Annotated in this window: 25 protein-coding genes; 12 read left to right on the top strand and 13 right to left on the bottom strand. The window is 64.3% G+C overall.

Features of this window, described 5'->3' with window-relative positions:
- The first annotated feature begins 8 nt into the window (after positions 1 to 8).
- Both B015_RS0115230 and B015_RS0115225 read left to right on the top strand, forming a co-directional pair.
- Positions 9 to 671, top strand: a complete 663-nt coding sequence (locus tag B015_RS0115230) for an AzlC family ABC transporter permease (RefSeq protein WP_018428577.1) — start codon at positions 9 to 11, stop codon at positions 669 to 671.
- Positions 668 to 964 (top strand): AzlD family protein, encoded by a 297-nt coding sequence (locus B015_RS0115225; RefSeq protein WP_018428576.1) that lies wholly within the window; start codon positions 668 to 670, stop codon positions 962 to 964. The genes B015_RS0115230 and B015_RS0115225 overlap by 4 nt, the downstream gene beginning before the upstream one ends.
- Before the next feature lie 80 nt (positions 965 to 1044).
- Here B015_RS0115225 and B015_RS0115220 read toward each other — a convergent pair whose 3' ends face one another.
- The 4 genes from B015_RS0115220 to B015_RS33595 form a co-directional block, all read right to left on the bottom strand.
- Entirely contained in the window at positions 1045 to 2874 is a 1830-nt protein-coding gene (locus B015_RS0115220) for an aminopeptidase P family protein (protein WP_018428575.1), read from the bottom strand.
- Between the two features lie 114 nt (positions 2875 to 2988).
- The gene (locus B015_RS0115215) at positions 2989 to 3861 is read right to left on the bottom strand and encodes a 50S ribosomal protein L11 methyltransferase (RefSeq protein ID WP_018428574.1); all 873 of its coding nucleotides are present in this window, start codon (positions 3859 to 3861) and stop codon (positions 2989 to 2991) included.
- Positions 3862 to 3877: 16 nt separating this feature from the next.
- Positions 3878 to 4456, bottom strand: coding sequence for an SCO family protein (locus B015_RS0115210; RefSeq protein WP_026227311.1), 579 nt, complete (start codon positions 4454 to 4456; stop codon positions 3878 to 3880).
- Between the two features lie 37 nt (positions 4457 to 4493).
- The gene (locus tag B015_RS33595; RefSeq protein ID WP_018428572.1) at positions 4494 to 4655 is read right to left on the bottom strand and encodes a hypothetical protein; all 162 of its coding nucleotides are present in this window, start codon (positions 4653 to 4655) and stop codon (positions 4494 to 4496) included.
- A gap of 160 nt (positions 4656 to 4815) precedes the next feature.
- On the opposite strand from B015_RS33595, the gene B015_RS0115200 reads away from it, so the two are divergent.
- The 5 genes from B015_RS0115200 to B015_RS0115180 all read left to right on the top strand — a co-directional run bounded on the left by B015_RS0115200 (position 4816) and on the right by B015_RS0115180 (position 7183).
- Positions 4816 to 5304, top strand: a complete 489-nt coding sequence (locus B015_RS0115200) for a CreA family protein (RefSeq protein WP_018428571.1) — start codon at positions 4816 to 4818, stop codon at positions 5302 to 5304.
- Between the two features lie 36 nt (positions 5305 to 5340).
- A complete protein-coding gene (locus B015_RS0115195) occupies positions 5341 to 5970 on the top strand; it encodes a DapH/DapD/GlmU-related protein (protein WP_018428570.1) in 630 nt (209 codons plus the stop codon).
- Between the two features lie 43 nt (positions 5971 to 6013).
- Complete coding sequence (locus B015_RS0115190) at positions 6014 to 6364, top strand: DUF488 domain-containing protein (RefSeq protein WP_018428569.1); 351 nt, start codon at positions 6014 to 6016, stop codon at positions 6362 to 6364.
- A gap of 67 nt (positions 6365 to 6431) precedes the next feature.
- Positions 6432 to 6803, top strand: coding sequence for a low affinity iron permease family protein (locus tag B015_RS0115185; RefSeq protein ID WP_018428568.1), 372 nt, complete (start codon positions 6432 to 6434; stop codon positions 6801 to 6803).
- Between the two features lie 74 nt (positions 6804 to 6877).
- On the top strand, positions 6878 to 7183 hold the full coding sequence (locus tag B015_RS0115180) for a hypothetical protein (RefSeq protein WP_026227310.1): 306 nt from the start codon (positions 6878 to 6880) through the stop codon (positions 7181 to 7183).
- 154 nt (positions 7184 to 7337) lie between these two features.
- Here the strand turns inward: B015_RS0115180 and B015_RS0115175 are convergent, their stop codons facing one another.
- The 5 genes from B015_RS0115175 to B015_RS0115155 all read right to left on the bottom strand — a co-directional run bounded on the left by B015_RS0115175 (position 7338) and on the right by B015_RS0115155 (position 13668).
- Complete coding sequence (locus B015_RS0115175) at positions 7338 to 7535, bottom strand: DUF1059 domain-containing protein (RefSeq protein ID WP_018428566.1); 198 nt, start codon at positions 7533 to 7535, stop codon at positions 7338 to 7340.
- Positions 7536 to 7675: 140 nt separating this feature from the next.
- Positions 7676 to 8680, bottom strand: a complete 1005-nt coding sequence (locus tag B015_RS0115170; RefSeq protein ID WP_245262186.1) for a HAMP domain-containing sensor histidine kinase — start codon at positions 8678 to 8680, stop codon at positions 7676 to 7678.
- A complete protein-coding gene (locus tag B015_RS0115165; protein ID WP_018428564.1) occupies positions 8677 to 9369 on the bottom strand; it encodes a response regulator transcription factor in 693 nt (230 codons plus the stop codon). The genes B015_RS0115170 and B015_RS0115165 overlap by 4 nt, the downstream gene beginning before the upstream one ends.
- A 5-nt stretch (positions 9370 to 9374) precedes the next feature.
- Positions 9375 to 10412: a DUF4153 domain-containing protein gene (locus B015_RS30935; RefSeq protein WP_018428563.1), complete on the bottom strand. Its 1038-nt coding sequence runs from the start codon at positions 10410 to 10412 to the stop codon at positions 9375 to 9377.
- Between the two features lie 757 nt (positions 10413 to 11169).
- Positions 11170 to 13668, bottom strand: a complete 2499-nt coding sequence (locus B015_RS0115155) for a UvrD-helicase domain-containing protein (protein WP_018428561.1) — start codon at positions 13666 to 13668, stop codon at positions 11170 to 11172.
- A 265-nt stretch (positions 13669 to 13933) separates the two neighbouring features.
- Here B015_RS0115155 and B015_RS0115150 point away from each other — a divergent pair, with 265 nt between their 5' ends.
- On the top strand, positions 13934 to 14476 hold the full coding sequence (locus B015_RS0115150; protein ID WP_018428560.1) for a glyoxalase superfamily protein: 543 nt from the start codon (positions 13934 to 13936) through the stop codon (positions 14474 to 14476).
- 139 nt (positions 14477 to 14615) lie between these two features.
- Positions 14616 to 15494, top strand: coding sequence for a dienelactone hydrolase family protein (locus tag B015_RS0115145; protein WP_026227309.1), 879 nt, complete (start codon positions 14616 to 14618; stop codon positions 15492 to 15494).
- A gap of 80 nt (positions 15495 to 15574) precedes the next feature.
- On the opposite strand, the gene B015_RS0115140 is transcribed toward B015_RS0115145, so the two are convergent.
- From B015_RS0115140 to B015_RS0115125, 4 genes are all read right to left on the bottom strand, one after another.
- Positions 15575 to 16003 (bottom strand): DUF2780 domain-containing protein, encoded by a 429-nt coding sequence (locus tag B015_RS0115140; protein ID WP_018428558.1) that lies wholly within the window; start codon positions 16001 to 16003, stop codon positions 15575 to 15577.
- 11 nt (positions 16004 to 16014) lie between these two features.
- Positions 16015 to 16713, bottom strand: coding sequence for a hypothetical protein (locus tag B015_RS0115135; protein WP_157632745.1), 699 nt, complete (start codon positions 16711 to 16713; stop codon positions 16015 to 16017).
- A 243-nt stretch (positions 16714 to 16956) separates the two neighbouring features.
- Positions 16957 to 17154, bottom strand: a complete 198-nt coding sequence (locus tag B015_RS0115130; protein ID WP_018428556.1) for a hypothetical protein — start codon at positions 17152 to 17154, stop codon at positions 16957 to 16959.
- 157 nt (positions 17155 to 17311) lie between these two features.
- On the bottom strand, positions 17312 to 17791 hold the full coding sequence (locus B015_RS0115125; protein ID WP_026227308.1) for a thioesterase family protein: 480 nt from the start codon (positions 17789 to 17791) through the stop codon (positions 17312 to 17314).
- A gap of 116 nt (positions 17792 to 17907) precedes the next feature.
- Here B015_RS0115125 and B015_RS0115120 point away from each other — a divergent pair, with 116 nt between their 5' ends.
- From B015_RS0115120 to B015_RS0115110, 3 genes are all read left to right on the top strand, one after another.
- A complete protein-coding gene (locus B015_RS0115120; protein WP_026227307.1) occupies positions 17908 to 19323 on the top strand; it encodes an FAD-linked oxidase C-terminal domain-containing protein in 1416 nt (471 codons plus the stop codon).
- 165 nt (positions 19324 to 19488) lie between these two features.
- Complete coding sequence (locus B015_RS0115115; RefSeq protein WP_018428553.1) at positions 19489 to 19941, top strand: GNAT family N-acetyltransferase; 453 nt, start codon at positions 19489 to 19491, stop codon at positions 19939 to 19941.
- A gap of 90 nt (positions 19942 to 20031) precedes the next feature.
- Complete coding sequence (locus tag B015_RS0115110; protein WP_018428552.1) at positions 20032 to 20553, top strand: hypothetical protein; 522 nt, start codon at positions 20032 to 20034, stop codon at positions 20551 to 20553.
- The last annotated feature ends 147 nt before the right edge of the window (positions 20554 to 20700 follow it).

Raw genomic sequence — 20700 nt, 5'->3', positions numbered from 1 at the left:
GTGCCCGGATGAGCGTGCCGGTGGTGGTCGCTTCGGGACCCTTTGCCGTGCTGTTCGGCGCGCTGGCCGTGGACAACGGCTTCACGGTGGCCGAGGCCACCTTGATGAGCGCCACGATCTTCGGCGGGGCCAGCCAGCTGGTCGGCATCGAGCTGTTCGGGCAGCACGTCGCGCCGTGGCTGATCGTGCTGTCGATCTTCGCGGTCAACTTCCGCCATGTGCTCTATTCGGCCGCCATTGGCCCGCACATCGCCCACTGGCCCTGGGTCCAGCAGGCAATCGCCTATTTCTTCCTGACCGACCCGCAATATGCCGAGGCCGAGCGCATTCGCGAGCAGGGCAACAAGGTCAGCTTCGTCTGGTACATGGGCATGGCGCTGACGCTCTACACATGCTGGGTGGTGGAGAGCGGCATCGGCGCGCTGTTTGGACGGTTGATCCCCGACACCCATGCGCTGGGCCTCGACTTCCTGCTGCCGATCTATTTCCTCGGCATCGTCATGAGCTTCCGCAACCGGCCGCGCTGGCTGCCGATCGTGATTGCCAGTGCGATCGCCTCGATGGTTGCCTACAAGACCGTGGGTTCGCCCTGGCATGTCTCGCTCGGCGCGCTTGCCGGCGTGCTGTTTGCCGCGGCAATGCCTGTCCGCACGGCAAAGGCCAACTCATGAGCACGACATTCTGGATCATCATTGCCAGCGCGGTGGCGACCTACCTGACGCGCGTCGGCGGCCATCTGGTGCTGTCACGCTTCGAACGCCTGCATCCGCGCGTCGAAGCCGGGCTCAATGCGGTGCCGGCTGCGGTGCTGACCACCCTTGTGGCGCCGGCCACCCTGTCGGCCGGACCGGCTGAACTGGCGGCACTTGCGGTTGCGGCAGTCGTTTCGCTGCGCAGCGGCCTGATGGCGATGTTTTTGGCCGGGGCTGTGACCCTGATCGCGCTGCGGCACTTTATCGGCTGAGTTCAGGGACCGTGCCGCCGCCTTCCTAAAGCGGCCGGCAAACCGCCGGCCCCAGATGAGGCCGGCAGCAAATCATTCGGCTAGGGAATGGGCGTCGTCGCCTTTTCCAGCCAGGCGAGCGCTTCGCCGTCCAGCATCGGTCCGATCTCCATCAACACCCGGGCGTGATAGGCGTTGAGCCAGTCGAGTTCGTCGCGGGTGAGAAGGTCGGTGCGCAGCAGCCGCTGGTCGAAGGGCGCCAGCGTCAGCGTCTCGAAACCATGCATGGCGATGTCGCCGCCCGGCAGCTCGTCGGGGCGCGTCACCAGGATCAGGTTCTCGAGGCGGATGCCATAGTGACCTTCCTTGTAGTAGCCGGGCTCGTTGGACAGGATCATGCCCGACAGCAGCTTTTCCATGCCGGTCTTGGCGATGCGCTGCGGACCCTCGTGCACGGCGAGATAGGAGCCGACTCCGTGGCCGGTGCCGTGGGCGAAGTCCAGCCCGTGACGCCATAGCGCCATGCGGGCGAGCGCGTCGATATCGGCGCCGCGCGTGCCGGCGGGAAACCGCACCGTCGAGATGGCGATCAGGCCCTTGAGCACGAGCGTGAAGCGTTCGCGCATCTCCTCCGAAGGCTTGCCGACAGGGACGGTCCGGGTGATGTCGGTGGTGCCGTCCTGATATTGGGCGCCCGAATCGAGCAGGAACAGTTCGCCGTCAGCCAGCACGCGGCTGGTCTGGCGCGAGACGCGGTAGTGCATGATCGCACCATTGGGGCCGGCGCCCGAGATGGTGTCGAAGGACACGTCGCGCAGCGGCATCTGGGTTTCTTCGCCGGTGAGGCGACGGGCTTCCTCCAGCCTGGTGACGACTGATATCTCGTCGATGCTGCCAGGCGCCTGGCGATCCAGCCAGCACAGAAGCTTGGCGACGGCGGCACCGTCGCGACGATGGGCGGCACGGGAGCCTGCGATCTCGGCGCTGTTCTTGGTGGCGCGGGGCAGGCGGGCAGGGTCCGTCGCCAGGATGAGCGAGCCGCCATTGTCCTCGATCAGGGCGCGCAGCTTTTCGGCCGCGAGGGCCGGGTCGAGCGCAATCTGCCGACCAGAGCGGGCGAGGGCGGCGATGTCGGCTTCGAGGTCGGCGGGCGCCTTGATGTCGGCAAGCTGGGTCAGATAGGCCTCTTCGGTGCGGCCGAGCTTGCGCTTGTCGAGATAGACGGCATGCGAGCCGTCGGCCGCAAGCACGGCAAAGCCGAGCGCCAGCGGCGTGTGGGGCACGTCGCCGCCACGGATGTTGAAGGTCCAGGCCAGCGACGATGGGTCGGTGAGCACGGCGTGGGTTGCGCCTTCGGCCGAGATGGCCGCGGCGAGGCGCTTGAGCTTGTCCTTGGCGAGCTCGCCGGCAAAAGTTTCCGGATGTATCTCGACCTTGGCATGCGGTGCGTCCGGCTGGTCCTGCCAGACGGCGTCGATGGGGTTCTCTGTCAGCGGCACGAGCGTTGCGCCGACCTTTTCAGCCGAGGCCTTCAGCGCCTTGACGTCGCCGATGGTGTGCAGCCACGGGTCGAAGCCCAGGCGGGTGCCCTTGGCGAGGTTTTCGCGGATCCACAGGGCAGGCGGGGTCTCGATCAGGCTCTCGATGGTGAAGATGCCGAGATCGACCTGGTCGCGCACCTGCAGCGTGTAGCGGCCGTCGACGAAGACATAGGCGCTGTTGGCAAGCACGATGGCGACACCGGCCGAACCCGAGAAGCCAGTCAGCCACTTCAGACGCTCGGAACGGGCGGCGACATACTCGCCCTGGTGCTCGTCGGCGCGGGGCACGATGAAGCCGTCGATGCCGTTCTGCTTCATCCACTGACGAAGCAGGGCGACGCGCGGTTTGCCGACGCTTGGGTCGCCTGATGATTCAAAGGACTGGAACATGGTTGTTTCCCGGGAGAGCTTGATTGTCGGCGACGTTATCGTCGCGTGCAAAGACTGGCAACGCCGCCGGCTTGGGCCAGCGGCGGCGGTCCTGGCGATGACGCAAAAACGGCGTCAGTTCTTGAGGTGGATCGTGACCCAGCCTTCCCTGTGGAAGGTCTCTATGTGGCGGAAGCCTGCCGCGACATAGGCTTCGAGCACCGCGTCATGCTGGCGGTCGAGGATGCCCGACAGCACCAGCGAACCGCTGGCGGCCAGATGTGCGGCCATCTCGGGGGCGAGCAGGATCAGCGGCTGTGCCAGGATGTTGGCGACGATCAGCGCGAAGGGGCCGCGCGCGGCGAAGATCGGGTTGTCGAAGCCTTCGGCCGTCGCCGTCTCGACATGGGCCTCGACGCCGTTGAGGCGGACATTGGCGGCGGCGACATCGGTCGCCACCGGGTCGATGTCGGTGGCGAGAACCGGGATCGGCGCCAGCTTGGCGACCGCGATTGCCAGCACAGCACTGCCGGTGCCGAGGTCGAGCGCGTTGACCGGCTTCTCTGAGGTCACGACCTTTTCGATCATCTCCAGGCAGCCGGCCGTGGTGCCATGGTGCCCGGTGCCGAAGGCAAGGCCTGCCTCGATCTCTATGGCGATCTGTCCGGGGCGCACATCCTCGCGGTCGTGGCCGCCATGGACGATGAAGCGCCCGGCCTCGACCGGCTTGAGGCCTTCAAGCGACTTCGCCACCCAGTCGACATCGGGCAGCACCTCGCGGCCGAGCGGACCCTTATGGCCCGCCTCAGCAATGACCTCGGCCATGCGCCGCGCAATGTCCTCGACCTCGCCGTCGGCATAGAGCGACACCTCGTGGATGTCGCGGTCCTCGTCGACCTCGATCACGGCGATCGGCCAGCCATCTTCCTCGAAGGCGGTCTCGAGGGCGGCGAAGATGCGGTTGGCGGCTTCGCGGCCGGTGGTGATGTGCAGCCGTGTCTGGGTCATGTCGGGTCCGAAAGGGTCAGCCTTCTTTGGCAAGCCGCTGGAGCTTGGCAAGCGCGGCGGTTGGGTTCTCCTCATAGGCGATGGTGCCGAAGAAATCACCCTTGCTGTTGAGCAAAAGCACCGAGGCCGTGTGGTCCATCGTGTAGTCGCCGCCTTCGGTCGGCACCTTCTTGGAGTAGATGCCGAAAGCCTTGGTCATCGCGGCGATCTTTTCCGGCGTGCCGGTGATGCCGATGATGCGGTCGGACACGTTGGTGACGTAGCTGTTCATCACGTCGGCCGTGTCGCGCTCGGGGTCGACCGAAACGAAATAGGCGCGGATGTTCTTGCCTTCGTCGCCGAGCTGCTTGAGCCAGCCGTCGAGTTCGAACAGCGTCGTCGGGCAGACTTCGGGGCAATGGGTGAAGCCGAAGAACACGGCGCTCGGCTGGCCACGGAAGGCCGCCTCGGTGATTTCCTTGCCCTTCTGGTCGACGAGGACGAAAGGCGCGCCGAAGGCCTGGGCGGTGTTCTGCTTCTGGTACCAGTCGAAGGTCAGCCAACCGACGCCGGCTGCCATGAGGACCAGAATGCCGGCAAGGATCGTGCGCATCATCGGGGGAGGGTTCTTTCGGTTTGGGGTGTCGGCGGGATCAGAAGCACCAGGACATGCCGGCGTCGACGAGCGACATGAAGATTCCGCCCGCTTTGTCCAGCCAGGAGGCGAAGGCAAGGCCCGAGGCGGCCGCAAACGCTGCTGCGCCGAGCGCGAGCCACGCGGTCGTCGAGAGCGATATTGGCTGAGCCTGTTTCATCGCTCATTCATAGCGCGATGCGGGCTTTGCCAAAAGTGACATGTTGACGCCGTCTCTGTGCTTGGGAACACCATTTCGCGAGCGCGACGAAGACTTGCGCCTTGCAACCGACAACTGGCGGACCCAAGTTCTGACAGCATCAGATCCCCAGGAGGTTACCATGCGGCTCAGCCTTTTTGTCCTTGCCACCGCCCTTGCAGTTGGCGCCACAGCTCCGGCGTTGGCCGAACAGGTGGGCGAGGTCGGCGTCGACTGGCTCGGCAACGACATCCTCGTCGAGGCGATCAAGGACCCCAAAGTCGAGGGCGTGACCTGCCATGTTTCTTATTTCGACCGCGGCGTGATCGACCGGCTGCAGAAGGGCAACTGGTTCGAAAACCCGTCGGACACGGCGATCTCGTGCCAGCAGACCGGACCGATCACCATCGGCGACATCAGTCTGAAGCAGGGTGGCGAGGAAGTGTTCAAACAGGGCATCAGCCTGATCTGGAAAGAGCAGGTGGTGAACCGCATCTACGACAAGCAGAACCAGACGCTGATCTATCTCGCCCATTCGCGCCAGGTGCAGAACGGCTCGGCCAAGATGTCGATGACGACGGTACCGCTGTACAACCAGAACGTCACCTGGACCAAGGGCAAGCCGCAGTAGCTTGCAGCGCGTGTGGGGCGGGCGTAAACCCGCCTCATGAACGATCAAGCCGACCTTCGCTTCAAGAATGACGAACCGCGCATCCACCCGACCTCGGAGCTGAAAGGCTGCCGGCTCGGCCGCCATGTCGCCATCGGCGAGCGCGTGGTGCTGCGCGAGGTCGTTGTCGGCGACTATTCCTATTTCGAGCGCCATTCGGAGGCGATCTACACCACCATCGGCAAGTTCTGCTCGATCGCGGCCAACACGCGCATCAACGCGCTCGATCACCCGATGGAACGGCTGACGACGCACAAGGTGAGCTACCGGCCGAACGAGTATTTCCGCTATCTCGGCGTCGACGGTGAATTTCGCGAGCGTCGCAGGGCAAAGCCCGTCAGCATCGGGCACGATGTCTGGATCGGGCACGGGGCGGTGGTCATGCCCGGCGTCAGCGTCGGCAATGGCGCGGTCATCGGCGCGAACGCCGTGGTGACCCGCGACATCGCCCCGTTCGAGGTTTTTGTGGGCGTGCCGGCGAAGCGGCTGAAGATGCGTTTTCCGGCGGAGATCATTGTCCGCATAGAGGCGCTTGCCTGGTGGGACTGGCCCGCCGAGCGGCTGTTCGAAGCCATTCCCGACATGCAGACGCTGCCGATCGAGGCGTTTCTGGACCGCTGGGGCTAGGCTGTCTGCGGCCGCGCCCCAGCCATCGTCTGTGGAGGTGCGTATGGCTGATATCCGCATCAAGCGTGTCTATGAGGCACCGTCGCCCGATGACGGCTTGCGCGTACTCGTCGACCGCGTCTGGCCGCGCGGCGTCAGCAAGCAGGCGGCTGCGGTCGATCTCTGGATGAAGGAGATCGCGCCTTCGACCGAACTCCGAAAGTGGTTCGGCCACGAGCCAGCGCGCTGGGATGAGTTTCGCTCACGCTACCTTGCCGAACTCGATGGCCAGCACGCGCAACTCGAAGCGTTGCGGACCCATACCGGCAAGCGGCCGTTGACGCTGGTCTATTCGGCCCGCGACGAGACGCATAACCAGGCCGTCGTTCTCAGGGAGGCGCTGGCGGCATTGTGACCGATGGCCTGGGTGGAACCAGAGCCGCTATCAGGCGGTTTTTCCTGCGAAACGAGGAAATGCCGCGATGTTCGAGCGCCTGTTCACCCGCATTGCCAACAAGGTCGCCTATGCCTCCGGCACGCCCCTGTCGTTCCTGCTGTGCTGCCTGGTTATCCTTGTCTGGGCGGTGACGGGGCCGATGTTCGACTTTTCCGATACGTGGCAGCTGATCATCAACACCGGCACGACGATCGTAACCTTCCTGATGGTGTTTCTCATCCAGAACACCCAGAACCGCGACAGCGCGGCCATCCAGACCAAGCTCGACGAGCTGATCCGCGTCGGCGACGCGCGCAATCTCCTGATCGGCATCGAGCATCTGACCGAAAGCGAGGTCGAGGACATCAGGAAGAAATGCGAGGAGGCAGCGAAGCGCAATCGGAAGACGAGAGGGTAGGCGTCCAGCTTTGCGCCTGCAGGTTGACGATCCCGCCTTGGAGGGACAAGATCATGGTGGGGTTTGGGTGCGTTGTGACTGACTGGTTGAAGATACTCAGCGAACAGGCCGAGACCGGCGCGCAGATGGCGCTCGAGGTGCCAGCCACGCTCGCCAGCCCCGACATCAGCCGCGACCAGGTGAAGAAGCTGTTTGCCGCGCTCGAGCAGCAGGCCGAGTTCGTCGAAAAACTCAGGCAGGTGCTCGAGGCCAACGATTTCGAACCGGAGGTGCTGGTCGCAGCCGAGGCGCTGGAAGACCAGTATGCCGAGCTTGCAGCCTCCGCCGCCGAGCGGTTGCGCGACATGCGCGCCGGAACACGCTCAGTGCCCAGCCAGTAGGATTGTCGCGACCGGGAGCGAATCGGTCGTCACGAATGTCGTCGCTCGCCGCCGCAGCCTGACAAGCGGGCCGCGGCCAGTCATGCCATTTGACCGATGCGACCCTGAGACACGGGTCCCGGATGCCAGCAGCGTGCGCCCTATCAGGACGTTTCTAATTGGGCGGGGCGCCCTTGTGGATCACTTTCCTGATTTCGGCGCGGAAGGCCGGCGTGTCCTGGGCACTGTGGACGGAAACCGCGTGCTGGACGGCAGCATTGATCAATTCGTCCTCGCTGTCGGCCGAAATGGCAACCGTGCACTTCATTTCGCTGGGGTATTCACGGCAGTCGATATACTGGCGCATCGTCATCGCCTCCCTGCGTGATTAGTTTAGTGCATACTAATACTATTCCTGCGCAGGCGGGGCGGCAACCGATTAGTGGCAGGGGGCTTGGGGCAAGCGTATGAGCCTTGGCCTGGGGTTGCCGGCGAACGAGCGTCGCCAGCGCCTTACGCCGCCGGCAGCCGGATTTCGAAGCGCGCGCCTTTTTCTGCGCTCGAAAGCCGGATCGTTCCCTCATGGGCGTTGAGCAGCGTCGTCACGATGCCGAGGCCCAGGCCGGTACCGCCGCTTTCGCGCCTGGTGGTGAAGAAGGGCTCGAAGATGCGTTCGCGATTGTTTGCCGACACGCCATGGCCGTCGTCGGCGGCAGCGATGACGACGATGCCGTCCGAACTGCTTGCGTCCAGTACAAAACGGCTGGCGCCATGACGCAACGAGTTGTCGACGAGATTGGAAAGGATTGCCGCTCCGTTTTCCGGCGAGATGGCAAAGCGGGTGTCGGCGCCCGAAACGATCGAAACATCGACACCTTCGACAGGGGCGAGGTGGCAGAGGATTTCGGCAAGTGACGTGCTCTGGCCGGACAGGCCGGGATTGTCGGCACGGGCCAGTTCGATCAGGCGGCGAACCAGGCGGTTCAACCGGTCGGTGTCGGCGACGATGTTGTCGAGGAAGCGTATCCGCGTGGCCGGGTCCATGTCGTCGCCGGCGTCGCGCAGCAGCTCAGCGGCGCCCTGAATAGCCGTCAGCGGCGATTTCAGCTCATGCGAGACATGGGTGGCGAAAGTGCGGATCGTGTCAGATCGCGCCTGCAGCTTGCGCGCCATGTCGAGGAAGGCCTTCGACAGTTCCGCCATCTCGCGCGTGCCATGATGGGCAAGCGGGCGGACGGCGTCGACTTCGCCTTCGGCGATGCGTGCGGTCCGCTCCATCAGATTGTGCATGGGGCGGGTTATGGTGCGGATGAAGACGAAGGCGATCAGCAGGGTGACGCCGACGACCGTGGCGGACGCGGCGATTGCGCCTTGCGACACCAGTGCCGCGCCGGCGTCTGCGCCGAAGCGCTGCTCATAAATCTGGAAGCAGAACAGCCCTACCAGCGGCAGAGCCATCACGGTCATCAGGATGGCCAGCACGACGATGCCGATCGGTGGGCGCCATTTGTCGTTCACGCGCCGCACCGCCCGAGCCGGAAGCCCACGCCGTGAACGGTCTCGATCACGTCTGTGCAACCCGATGTGGCAAACTTGGCGCGGATGTTTCTGACGTGGCTGTCCACGGTGCGCTCGGAAATGTGGATGTTGGCGGCATGGCTGGCCTCGATCAGCTGATTGCGCTTCAGCACATGCGCCGGCCGGACCATCAGCGTCTTGACGATGGTGAACTCGGTGGCCGTAAGATCGAGGTCGCGATTGTCGAAGCTGACCGCCCGCCTCGCCGGATCGAGCGCGAGGCGGCCGTGAGCCAGGCACTGCGGCGCGGCATCCATGGGGGCGGTGCGTGCACGGCGCAGGATGACGTTGACGCGCGCCACCAGCTCCCTCGGACTGAACGGTTTGGTGACGTAATCGTCGCCGCCCATCTCGAGGCCGAGGATGCGGTCGATTTCCTCGTCGCGGGCCGAGAGGAACAACACCGGCACGTCGGAGGTGCGCCGGAGCCTGCGGCACAGTTCCAGCCCATCCATCTCGGGCATGCCGACATCGAGCACGATCAGGTCGGGCATGCGGCGTTCGATGCGCTCAAGGGCCGCCATGCCGTCGGCCACGGGCTCGGTCTCCATGCCGGCCTTGTCGAGGGCAAAGCAGATCACGTCTCGGATATGAGGATCGTCGTCGACGACGAGTATGTGGCGGGACATCGCCGTCACCGCGGAGCATTCATGGTGGGAACAAGCGGCTGCCCGAGATACCGTGCGAGCCGGTGGTTGCGGAAGCTCCACGCACGCCAGTTCTGCTGGTCGATGCGGAAACGGTCCGTTTCGCGCCAACGCGCCCAGAAGCTTGGCTCCATGTCTGCCCCCATGCCGTTCGAGCGTTTGTAGGCCAGATCTAGCGCGGGGATCGCGGCAGGCCCGAGCGAATGCAGATATGACCAGTCCAATTCAGTTCCCCTGCCGGACATTTCACGACTATGGGTAACGTTGTAGTGGGCGATGATTGCGGCGAAGTTGACGAAACAACAGGTGTAGAGAACCGCAGAAAGCGTCAGCATGTTGGCGCCCAGCAACCATTCGTTCGACTTCTCGAGCACGATGCGGGCGACAATCAGCACGATGCCCGTCGCCACCAGCCCCATCCAGATGAAGGCAGCGACGCGCCAGTAGGTCAGCGAATAGATGTCGACATAGAGATCGAGCCGCAGGATCGACGATATCACCAGCACGACGTTCTGCGCGGACCAGAGATAGACAAGAGCGCGGATGCGACGATCGGCCGACGTTGGACTGCCGGGCCTGAGGGCGGCAAGCACGAAGACTGCGGCAAGCAGGGCCGTGACGATCAGGGCATAGGCGCCTCGATGGGCATAGGCTGCATAGGTCAGCCCGGCGGGCAGCTCGACGCCGCCCCAGAGATAGGCGCCGTCGAGCACGGTCTGCACGGCAAACAGCAGGTTGAACACGACGAGGGCGCGCAGGATCGCGGCCGTGCCGAACATCGCCTGTTGCAGGGTGGAGACCGTGCTGCCGTCCTGGTCGGGTGTGGAGGTTCTCACCGTGGAAGAGATGTATCTGCGGCACCAGCGAGGCAGTCGCGGCCGGAGGAAGCCCCAGACGAGCCCGATCACGATGAGCCAGAAGGCCAGCCGCCAGATGTCGAGAAGGTCGAGGATGGCCCTCAGGTCGATGAGCGATATCCAGTGGCCGATGACGGGGTTTGCGATGCCGAAGAGCGTGATGAACACGCCCCCCCAGCGCAACAGTGAGCGTCCATGCCGCGAGACTTGCGAAGCGCACGCCTTTGCCGGACCTGGTCAGTTTCCGCAGGCGCGGGACGTCGTGCATCAGGCTGAAGGGAACGGCCACGAGAAATCCGGCGACGAGCTTGAGGACGTTTGTCGAGCCTGATCGCAGGCGCGCCGAGATCGACAGGGCAAAGACAGAAAGTCCAGCAGTCGAAACCGCTGCCGAAAGCGGGCTGACATTCTCGGCAAGCGGCAATACGGCCGCGGTGGCGATCGCCAGCTTGGCCAGGAGCGGACCGGGGTAGGGCGATCTCGGGTGGAGGGCGATCAAGGCCGCGGCGACAAGGCCCGCGAAGATGAACAGGGAGATGCCCAAGGGCTGTCTGAACAGCAGGAAATCTGCTGCCAGCGTCAGCAGCAGAACGATGCCGATCCTGGTGGATAGAGCTGCCGGAGACGCGGAGAGCTTCATGCGCTGCGCTCCATCTCGCCGGCCCGGCGTTCTGTCGATTTGACCCTGGAAAGCGGGATGACCGCAGCAGGCGTGTGGGGCCGAGCTGGATCAGCCAGCCACCAGGCTTCCGAGAGGAGCCTTACGGGCAGTTGCAGGGGCGTGCGGGCAGCGATGTCTGATGTCGTTTGCATGCGGCATATGTGCCGCCGCATCGGGCAGGCATGGTGGCCGGAACGAGGATATGTTCAGGAGTTTCGTGCAGGTTTCGTGCAGGGCGTCGTCGAATGGCAACGCGCCGGATGCTCACACCGGGTTCACGAACCCGTCCAGCACCTTTTTCTGGCCGGCCTTGTCGAAGTCGATGGTCAGCTTGTTGCCGTCGATGGCCGAGATGTTGCCGTTGCCGAATTTCTGGTGGAACACCCGGTCGCCGACCTTGAAGCGCGACGGTTCGGTGGCGACGGATTTTGCCACCAGTTCGCCGTCGATGGTGCGCCCCTTGACCGAGCCGCGGCCGGCGCCGAAGCCGGAATCGGTCTCGCCATAGCCGATGCGCTCGACCGAGTGGCCCGAGCGCGAGCCCCAGTTGCGGTCGGTGGCCTCGGTGCGGTTCTGCTGCGCCCGCTGCCAGCCGGGCGTGGCATAGGTATTGGAGAAGGATTTCTGGCCGACATCGTCGAAACGCGAGGCGCCATAGGGATTGCGGCTGCCGCCGCCATAGCCGCCATATGAATTGCCGGCATCCGCCACCTCGACATGCGCCTCGGGCAATTCGTCGAGGAAGCGCGAGGGGATCGTCGATTGCCACAGGCCGTGGATGCGGCGGTTGGAGACGAACCACAGATGCAGGTTCTTCTTGGCGCGGGTCAGGCCGACATAAGCAAGGCGGCGTTCTTCCTCGAGACCCGAGCGGCCGCCTTCGTCGAGCGCGCGCTGGTGCGGGAACAGGCCTTCCTCCCAGCCGGGCAGGAACACGGTCTCGAATTCGAGGCCCTTGGCCGAGTGCAGCGTCATGATCGAGACGGCGTCGAGCTGCTCGTCCTGCTCGGCGTCCATGACGAGCGCGACATGCTCGAGGAAGGAACGCAGCGACTCGTATTCCTCCATGGAGCGGATGAGCTCCTTGAGGTTTTCGAGCCTGCCCGGCGCTTCGGCCGAGCGGTCGTTCTTCCACATGTCGGTATAGCCGCTCTCTTCGAGAATGATCTCGGCGAGTTCGGTGTGCGGGGTGTTGTCGAGCGCCTTCTGCCAGCGTTCGAAATTGGCCGCGACCTCGCGAAGGGCGGCGCGCGGCTTGGGCTTGAGCTCATCGCTTTCGGCAAGCTGGGCGGCCGCCTGGAGCATCGGCATGCCGAGCGCGCGGGCGGTGTCATGGATCTGACGAATGGTGGCTTCGCCGAGGCCGCGCTTGGGCACGTTGACGATGCGCTCGAAGGCGAGGTCGTCGGCCCCTTGGGCGACGACCCGGAAATAGGCCATGGCGTCGCGGATCTCCTGACGCTCGTAGAAGCGCGGGCCGCCGATGACGCGGTAGTTGAGGCCAAGCGTGACGAAGCGGTCTTCGAACTCGCGCATCTGGAACGAGGCGCGCACCAGGATCGCCATGTCGTTGAGATTGTGCTTCTGGCGCTGCAACTGCTCGATCGTCTCACCGACGGCGCGGGCCTCCTCCTCGGAATCCCATGCAGCGTGAACATTGACCTTGGCGTCGTCGGGATCGGCCTGTTCGGTGAACAGGGTCTTGCCGAGGCGACCCTCATTGTGGGCGATCAGATGGGCGGCAGCGCCCAGGATGTGGGCGGTCGAGCGATAGTTGCGCTCGAGCCGGATGACGACGGCGCCGGGAAAATCCTTGTCGAAGCGCAGGATGTTGTCGACCTCGGCGCCGCGCCAGCCATAGATCGACTGGTCGTCGTCGCCGACGCAGCAGACGTTCTTTTGCCCCGGAGCGCCGGTCTCCTGGGCCAGGAGGCGCAGCCACATATACTGGGCCGTATTGGTGTCCTGGTACTCGTCGACCAGGATGTATTTGAAGCGCTTGTGGTATTCCTTGAGCACGTCAGGATAGGCGCGGAAGATGCGGATCGGGTGGCACAGAAGGTCGCCGAAATCGCAGGCGTTCAGCGTCTGCAACCGGTCCTGATAGGCCCTGTAGAGCTCGCGGCCCTTGCCATTGGCAAAGGAGCGGGCATCGCCCTCGGGAATCTCCGACGGGCCGAGGCCCTTGTTCTTCCAGCCGTCGATCATCATGGCGAACTGGCGCGCCGGCCAGCGCTTGTCGTCGAGGCCCTCGGCCTGGATCAGCTGCTTGATCAGGCGGATGACGTCGTCGGTGTCCAAGATGGTGAAGTCGGAACGCAGGCCGGCCAGCTCGGCATGGCGGCGCAGCATCTTGACGCCGATGGAGTGGAAGGTGCCGAGCCAGGGCATGCCTTCGACCGCTTCGCCGACAAGATGGCCGATGCGCTGCTTCATCTCGCGCGCCGCCTTGTTGGTGAAGGTGACGGCGAGGACCTGACTGGGATAGGCGCGACCCTGGCTGAGGATATGGGCGATGCGGGTGGTGAGCACGCGCGTCTTGCCGGTGCCGGCGCCGGCGAGCACGAGAACCGGGCCCTCTGTCGTCTCGACGGCCTGGCGCTGCTCGGGGTTCAGGCCCTTGAGGTAATCGGGCGCCGATGGAGCCTGCCGCGCGGCCATGGCGCGCGCGGCGATACCGCTGGGCGCAGGCGTGCTGGCAGCCCGGGGCGGCATCCCGCCGGGCTCGTCGAAAAAGGGCATGTCGTCCGGAAAGTCTGACATTTGCCCCGAATGTAGTGATTCGGGGCGGAAAGGCCAGCCGCGTCTCTGTTTTGTTCTGGTTTTGCCGGGAAAAGCGACGGCATTGACCCCGCCGCTGCCGCCTTGCTAGCTTGCCACACGGCTTGATGTGGCCGGCAGTCCGCGCCCCGACAAGGGTATGGCGAACACATCGGACGCTTCCGTCACTGATCCCGTGGGATGGTGAGAGCATCGGCAATGCGGGCACTGATGGGATTTCTCGCCACATCCAGAGGATCGAAAGATCATGCGAACCTATCGTGACGCAAAGGCGATGGCGAAGGCCATGCGCGAGGCGCTTGCCCAAAAGAACCTCGATGTCAGCCACAGCGAGGCGCTGGAAATCGTCGCCCGCCAGTTCGGCGTCGACACCTGGAACATCCTGTCGAGCAAGCTGGACAAGGCGGAAGAGCCCTCGGCCGGCGTTGTGAGTTTCACCCAGCCGGTGCCGATCTTCCGCATCTTCGACGAAGACAAAGCGAGGGGCTTTTATGAAGGCTTTCTCGACTGCACGATCGACTGGGAGCATCGCTTCCATCCCGGCGCGCCGCTCTACTGCCAGGTGTCGCGCGGAGGCTTGAGGCTGCACCTGTCGGAGCATTCCGGCGATGCCAGCCCCGGTGCGACGGCCGTCTGCTACATGAAGGGCGTCGAAGCCTTCCAGAAAGGCTTGATCGCCAAGAACTACAAATACAACCGGCCTGGCCTGGAGAAGCAGGAGTGGGGGCTGGAGTGCGAGGTGATCGACCCGTTCGGCAATCGCATCCGCTTCATGGAAAGCCAGGACTAGGCAGCTTTTGACCGGGCAGCTTTCGAAACGCGCCTGCGCTGCTTTCGGCGCGGGCGCGCGGAACTTCACGCAACCGTGACACCAACTACATTTGCATACGCTACACTCGCCGCCTGAAGTCGAAGACAGGGAGCGAGACATGACAGGACCTGCCATCACCCAGGCGATGATCGATGCCTATGACGAATACACCCATCTGACGCTCGACCGGCGTGGCTTCATGGAGAAGCTGACCAAGCTGGCGGGCTCCGGCGCGGCAGCGGCGGTCATCGTGCCCATGCTTGCAGCCAACCAGGCGCGCGCGGCAATCGTCGCCGACGACGACAAGCGCCTGAAGGCCGAGGATATCGCCTATCCGGGCGCCACAGGCGAAATGAAGGGCTATCTGGTCCATCCCGCCGACCAGTCGGGCAAGCTGCCGGCGGTCATCGTCATCCACGAGAATCGCGGCCTGAACCCGCATATTCGCGACGTGGCGCGGCGCTTTGCGCTCGAAGGCTTCGTCGCGCTGGCTCCCGACTTCCTGTCGCCGCAGGGCGGAACGCCTGCCGATGAGGACAAGGCGCGCGAGATGTTCGGCAAGATGGACGCGGCGCAGACAACCGCAAATGGCGTGGCGACGGTGGCCTTCCTCAAGGCCAATGAGCTGTCCAACGGCAAGGTCGGCGCGGTCGGATTCTGCTGGGGCGGCGGCCTGGTCAACACGCTGGCGGTCAATGCGCCGGAGCTTTCGGCCGGCGTCGCCTATTACGGCGCCCAACCCAAGGACGAGGCTGACATTGCCAGGATCAAGGCGGCGCTGATGCTGCATTATGCCGGCAAGGATGAGCGCATCAACGCGGGCATCGATGCCTACAAGGCGGCTCTGGAGAAAGCCGGCAAGGAGTTTCAGGTCTTCGTCTACGATGGCGCGCAGCATGCCTTCAACAACGACACGTCGGAAGCACGCTACGACAAGGCGGCGGCCGATCTCGCCTGGGGGCGGACGGTCGCGTTCCTGAAGGACAAGCTGGGATAGGGCGTTTTCCGCTTCGATCCTGAATCCCGTCCACGGAAAAGCCCGCGCACATGGCGCGGGCTTTTTCGTCTGGCTTGAAGTCAGAGCCCGAAATGCCCCTTGAGTGCGGGCACCGCCTCGACGAGGCCGTTGACGGCGGTGGGGCCGGCGGCAGTCTTGGCCTGGCTGATCAGGGTCTCGCCTGCCTGCTCGATCTGGCTCGTGTCGAGACCGAGCGATTGCAGCTGCGAGAAGCCGTTGACCATGGCGCCGGCTTTTTCGCCGAGCAGGCCGCCAAGCGCCGAGCTCAAGCTGCCGAACAGGCCGCCCTGGCCGCCGGAAGCAGCCATGACGTCGTTGTTGTGGGCGAGGTCGTCGGCGCCGGGTATCTTCGAGAAGATCCCGGCACTGGCCACCCCGCCGGACTCATGTTCGATCACCGAAAGCAGCATGCCGACAGCCTTCTCGGCTATCGCCGGATCGACGCCGATCTGGGTCGCTACGGAATCGACGATGTCCTGAGCATTCATGCCTTGCCTCCTTAGCCCTGGGCCTTCAGCTTGGCGTTGCACTGGCTCCAGAATTGCGGCCACTTGGCGCCTGCAGGCAGCGTGCCAGCGGACTTTTCGCTCTGCCATTCGGTCGAGCATTCATGGATGCGCTGACGGAAGGCGACTTCACCCGGCGACAGCGGCTTGCCGTTGGCCGAGGTGGCGGGCATGGCCTGCTTGGCCGAAGCGACGGTGGGTTCGGCCGGCATCGTGGCATCGGATTTGTCGTTCTTGATGCTGGCGCTGCAGCTTGACAGGAAGTCGGGCCACTTCTGGCTGCCGAGCGTGCCGGCCGTCTTGGCCGCCTGATATTGCTGGCTGCAGATCTGCTGGGTGGTCTGATGGCCGGCTGTGTTGCCTGAGGCGGCCGATGCGGACTTGGTGATTGCTGACTTGGTGGTGCTGGTGTTGGTGTTTGCCGGCGCCATGGCATTGGTCTGCTTCTTGGCGGGGGCGGTTGCGGGCGCTGCGTTTGTGTTCATCGCTGCGCTGCACTTGGACAGGAACTCAGGCCATTTCTCGCCATTCAGGGTGTTGGCCTTCTTGGCGGCCTGGTATTGCTGGCTGCAGGCCTTGGTGGTCGATTGCGCCGCCGACGGGTTGGCGGCGAAGCCTGGCGTGGCGAGCGCCACGAAGGCCACCCCCGTCAGGCCGAACGCACATGAAGTTACAAGCCTGGAAAAGCTCATTGTCTCGTCCTCCTTGCGGACAAAGCTGCGCCCCCCGGGACGAACCATCCGTCCCGACCAGAAACGAGCTCATGGAGGCATCGGAATGCGCCAGTGGATCGCCGGAGAATGGGCGAAGACGCTGCGTGCATGGCGAAGCCAGCGCAGCCATGCTTCGCCTCGATTGTGGCGGCACTCTCGGGGCCGCGGCACATGACAAAAATTTAATATTTCGGAAAGGTTAGGCCCTGCGCGGGCGCGAATTCAGGCGACGCCGCGCTTGGACCGCGCCTGGCGCAGGATGACCCGCCAGCGCAGCATCTCGATCGGGATCGGCTCGTTGTTGTTGGCGATCTCGAAGATCTCGTTGTTGAGGTTGCGGAGCGAACGCCAGAAGTCGTAGTCGCTGATGCGCGGATCGCAGGCGAGCTTGCTGGCAGTCGCTTCGATGTCAGTGTGCATGCCTTGCCTCAGAGACGTCCGGTGCCCGCCGCGACTCAACTTCGCCTGTGTGGAAGTGTCGGAGCGGGGCGCGGTCCAGGCAACGAACCGACGGCTGCAAAGCATGTTTATGAACAGGTAACGTTAATCCTGGCAGCCTGATGTGGCCGTCAGGCCACTATGCCGGCTTGCGCTTGATGCCGATCGAGCGGCCGGCCCGTTCGGGCATGGGCAGGGCCGCATGGGCGGCGCGCATGGCATCGAGATTGGCCATGATATCCCCAGGGAAGGGGGCGACCTTGGGGCCGGTCATGTCGACATGCAGCGCGAGATATTCCGATGTCGCCGCCAGCCAGCCATCGACATGGCGCAGCTCCTGATAGACGCGCAGGCGCTTGTCGTCATGGTCGAGCAGTTGGAAGGTCGCGGTGACCAGATGCTCGAGATGCAGCTCCTGCACGTAGCAGACATGGACTTCCGCCGTGTAGATGGTGAGTTTCCTGTCGCGGACGTAAGCTGCGCCCATGCCGAGCGCATCGAGCGCCTCGTCGCTGCAGCGGTCGAACAGCACGTTGTAGTAGGCCATGTTGAGATGGCCGTTATAGTCGATCCAGCCTTTCTCGATCTCCATGACGCTTGAGACGAATGGCACTGGCATGGACGATCCTCTTCGACTTGGCCTTTGGTGGCGCTGGACAAACCACCGATGCTGGCAGATTACCGGAGCATAAGATGCCGGCAAGGCGCCAGGCTGTTCCAATCGCGGAGGAAAACATGGCTCTGAGCGACCTGAGGGCGATGGTCCGGAACGAGGAGGGCATTGCCACGGCGCTCGGCATCCTCAAGCAGAAATTCGGCGAGCGCTTCCAGACCGGCCAGTCGATCCGCGAGCAGCACGGCCACACCACCACCTACCTGCCCAACCAGATGCCCGATGGCGTGATGTTTGCCGAAAGCACCGCAGATGTGCAGGACGTGGTGCGCGTCTGCGCGCAACATCGTGTGCCGGTGATTGCCTTCGGCACGGGCACGTCGCTGGAAGGTCATGTCAACGCGCCGGCCGGCGGCATCTCGGTTGATACGTCGCGAATGGACAAGATCCTGTCCGTCAATGCCGAAGACCTCGACTGTACGGTCGAGGCGGGGGTGACGCGCGAGGCGCTGAACACGCATCTGCGCGCCACCGGCCTGTTCTTCCCCATCGATCCTGGTGCCAATGCCAGCCTCGGCGGCATGGCTGCGACACGGGCATCGGGCACAAACGCGGTGCGCTACGGCACGATGCGCGAGAACGTGCTGTCGCTCAGGGCCGTCATGGCCGACGGCAGCGAGGTTACGACCTCGCATCGTGCCCGGAAGAGTTCGGCCGGTTACGACCTGACACGGCTTTTGGTGGGGTCGGAAGGCACGCTCGGCATCATCACCGAGGTGACGCTCAAGCTGCAGGGCATTCCGCAGGCGATTTCGGGCGGTGTCTGCCCGTTCCCGTCTGTCGAGGCGGCGTGCCAGGCTGTCATCGCGACCATCCAGATGGGCATTCCTGTGGCGCGCATCGAACTGGTCAATGCGCTTCAGATGCGGGCAATGAAGACCTACTCCAAGCTCGATTATCCCGAGAGCCCCTGCCTTTTCCTCGAATTCCATGGCTCGGATACCGGGGTGGCCGAGCAGGCGGAAACGTTCGGCGAGATCGCGGCAGAGTTCGGCGGCGGGCCGTTCCTGTGGACCAAGGTCGCCGAGGAACGCGCCAAGCTGTGGAAGGCGCGGCACGACGCCTACTGGGCGTCGCAGACGCTGCGTCCCGGGGCGCGGGCGCTGTCGACAGATGCCTGCGTGCCGATCTCCAGGCTGGCCGAATGCATTGCCGAGACCGAGGCCGATATCGAGCGGTTGGGTCTTATCGCACCCATCGTCGGCCATGTCGGTGACGGCAATTTCCACACGCTGGTGCTGATGGACCCCAACGACGCGGCCGACATCGGCAAGGCCGAGGAGTTCGTGAAGCGGCTGGCCGAACGGGCCATATCGATGGACGGCACCTCGACCGGAGAGCATGGCATCGGCCAGGGCAAGATGGGGCTGATGGAGCGTGAGCACGGCCATGGCGTCGAGGTGATGCGGGCGATCAAGAGGGCGCTCGACCCGCTCGACATCATGAACCCGGGCAAGATACTGCCTGCGGCTCGGTAGGGGCGTTGACCCGTTGACGCCGGCTTGCTAGTGCGGCGGCGTCCAACAAGGAATCTTATGCGCAGAGACTTCAATCGCTGAAGCGTCGGCACATGCCGATGACGGCCTCACAGCCGAACGGGTGCTCGCACCCATCTCTGAACTGCATATTCCAAGGACAAATCCATGAAACACGCTCACGGCGCGACGATCCGCGCCTATTCCCCAACCGATTGCGATCGCCTGGCCGACATCTGGCTCGAGGCATCGCGCGTCGGCCATCCTTTCCTGTCGGAAGCTGACTTGCTGGACCAGCAGGTCAAGGTCAGGGACATCTACCTGCCGCAGGCCGAGAACTGGGTGGTCGAACTGGACGGCAAGCCGGCGGGCTTCATCGGCCTGATCGACGACTTCATCGGCGGCCTGTTCATCGACCCTTCGGCGCATGGTCTCGGGCTGGGCAAGGCGCTGGTGCTGCAGGTGGCGGGACTCAAGGGCGCGCTCGACGTCGAGGTCTATGCCGACAATGATGCGGCGCTCGGCTTTTACCGGCGCCTCGGTTTTGCCGAGACGTTGAGGCATGCCCAGGATGATGAGGGGCGGGCGCTCGAAGTGGTCCGCATGCACCGGCCGGCTTGACCGCGCCATAGTTCGGGCGGACAGTCCGGTTGCCTCCCTGCGAGGCAACCGGATGGTCAAGGCCCGGATGATCAAGGCGAGGACATCGACATGGCGGTTTCGCAAAAGCAGGAACAACGGCTGCTGACGAAGGACGAACTGGAACTGGTGCAGAAGTCGCGCCACCCAGGGGTGCAGGAGCTTTCGGACAAGGAACTGCGCGACGTGACCAAGCTGTTGCGCGAGCGGCGCGACAAGGTCCAGTCGGACGCGCATCGCATGCGCCGCGAGATGCGCGGCAAGGCGGCTCCCAAGGGCGCGCAGCCGGTGACCAAGGATCACGGCACCAAGGCCAAGCTCAGCGTGCTGGCCATGGGCATGCGGCGCCTGAACGGCGAGCAGGAGCGCAGGCGCCAGCTGGGCGCGCGCATCGCGCTGGTCGAGAATGCCCGCCACGCGCTGGCGCTGAAGGAGAAAAAGACGGCGAAGGCCGACGATTTCAACACCCGGCACGCGCATGAGGGCATGCGGGCGGTGGAGAACACCAAGGCAAAGAGCCTCGTCAGGCCGATGGAGCGCGGGCGCCTGCGCAAGGCGGCGGCGGTGGCACAGGCCAAGCGCGACGCGCGCTAGAGATATTCAGGTGAGGCCGGCTTGCAAATGCAGGCTTCCTCCGCTTCCGGTACTCACGTACCTAAATGTACGCTCCGTTCCGGTTCTCGGAAGCCAGCATTTTCAGCTCGGCCTGACCTGAATCTCGCGCATCTCGCAGGCTGACGT

The organism is Hoeflea sp. 108, from assembly GCF_000372965.1.
Lineage (GTDB): Bacteria > Pseudomonadota > Alphaproteobacteria > Rhizobiales > Rhizobiaceae > Aminobacter.
Note: the sequence above shows the minus strand (reverse complement) of the source record. Positions and strands in the feature narration are given on the sequence as shown.

Excerpts from the sequence above, each read along its gene's own strand:
- B015_RS0115230 (WP_018428577.1), top strand. The coding sequence starts at position 9 with ATGAGCGTGCCGGTGGTGGTCGCTTCGGGACCCTTTGCCGTGCTGTTC.
- B015_RS0115225 (WP_018428576.1), top strand. The coding sequence starts at position 668 with ATGAGCACGACATTCTGGATCATCATTGCCAGCGCGGTGGCGACCTAC.
- B015_RS0115220 (WP_018428575.1), bottom strand. The coding sequence starts at position 2,874 with ATGTTCCAGTCCTTTGAATCATCAGGCGACCCAAGCGTCGGCAAACCG.
- B015_RS0115215 (WP_018428574.1), bottom strand. The coding sequence starts at position 3,861 with ATGACCCAGACACGGCTGCACATCACCACCGGCCGCGAAGCCGCCAAC.
- B015_RS0115210 (WP_026227311.1), bottom strand. The coding sequence starts at position 4,456 with ATGATGCGCACGATCCTTGCCGGCATTCTGGTCCTCATGGCAGCCGGC.
- B015_RS33595 (WP_018428572.1), bottom strand. The coding sequence starts at position 4,655 with ATGAAACAGGCTCAGCCAATATCGCTCTCGACGACCGCGTGGCTCGCG.
- B015_RS0115200 (WP_018428571.1), top strand. The coding sequence starts at position 4,816 with ATGCGGCTCAGCCTTTTTGTCCTTGCCACCGCCCTTGCAGTTGGCGCC.
- B015_RS0115195 (WP_018428570.1), top strand. The coding sequence starts at position 5,341 with ATGAACGATCAAGCCGACCTTCGCTTCAAGAATGACGAACCGCGCATC.
- B015_RS0115190 (WP_018428569.1), top strand. The coding sequence starts at position 6,014 with ATGGCTGATATCCGCATCAAGCGTGTCTATGAGGCACCGTCGCCCGAT.
- B015_RS0115185 (WP_018428568.1), top strand. The coding sequence starts at position 6,432 with ATGTTCGAGCGCCTGTTCACCCGCATTGCCAACAAGGTCGCCTATGCC.
- B015_RS0115175 (WP_018428566.1), bottom strand. The coding sequence starts at position 7,535 with ATGACGATGCGCCAGTATATCGACTGCCGTGAATACCCCAGCGAAATG.
- B015_RS0115165 (WP_018428564.1), bottom strand. The coding sequence starts at position 9,369 with ATGTCCCGCCACATACTCGTCGTCGACGACGATCCTCATATCCGAGAC.
- B015_RS0115155 (WP_018428561.1), bottom strand. The coding sequence starts at position 13,668 with ATGTCAGACTTTCCGGACGACATGCCCTTTTTCGACGAGCCCGGCGGG.
- B015_RS0115150 (WP_018428560.1), top strand. The coding sequence starts at position 13,934 with ATGCGAACCTATCGTGACGCAAAGGCGATGGCGAAGGCCATGCGCGAG.
- B015_RS0115145 (WP_026227309.1), top strand. The coding sequence starts at position 14,616 with ATGACAGGACCTGCCATCACCCAGGCGATGATCGATGCCTATGACGAA.
- B015_RS0115140 (WP_018428558.1), bottom strand. The coding sequence starts at position 16,003 with ATGAATGCTCAGGACATCGTCGATTCCGTAGCGACCCAGATCGGCGTC.
- B015_RS0115135 (WP_157632745.1), bottom strand. The coding sequence starts at position 16,713 with ATGAGCTTTTCCAGGCTTGTAACTTCATGTGCGTTCGGCCTGACGGGG.
- B015_RS0115130 (WP_018428556.1), bottom strand. The coding sequence starts at position 17,154 with ATGCACACTGACATCGAAGCGACTGCCAGCAAGCTCGCCTGCGATCCG.
- B015_RS0115125 (WP_026227308.1), bottom strand. The coding sequence starts at position 17,791 with ATGCCAGTGCCATTCGTCTCAAGCGTCATGGAGATCGAGAAAGGCTGG.
- B015_RS0115120 (WP_026227307.1), top strand. The coding sequence starts at position 17,908 with ATGGCTCTGAGCGACCTGAGGGCGATGGTCCGGAACGAGGAGGGCATT.
- B015_RS0115115 (WP_018428553.1), top strand. The coding sequence starts at position 19,489 with ATGAAACACGCTCACGGCGCGACGATCCGCGCCTATTCCCCAACCGAT.
- B015_RS0115110 (WP_018428552.1), top strand. The coding sequence starts at position 20,032 with ATGGCGGTTTCGCAAAAGCAGGAACAACGGCTGCTGACGAAGGACGAA.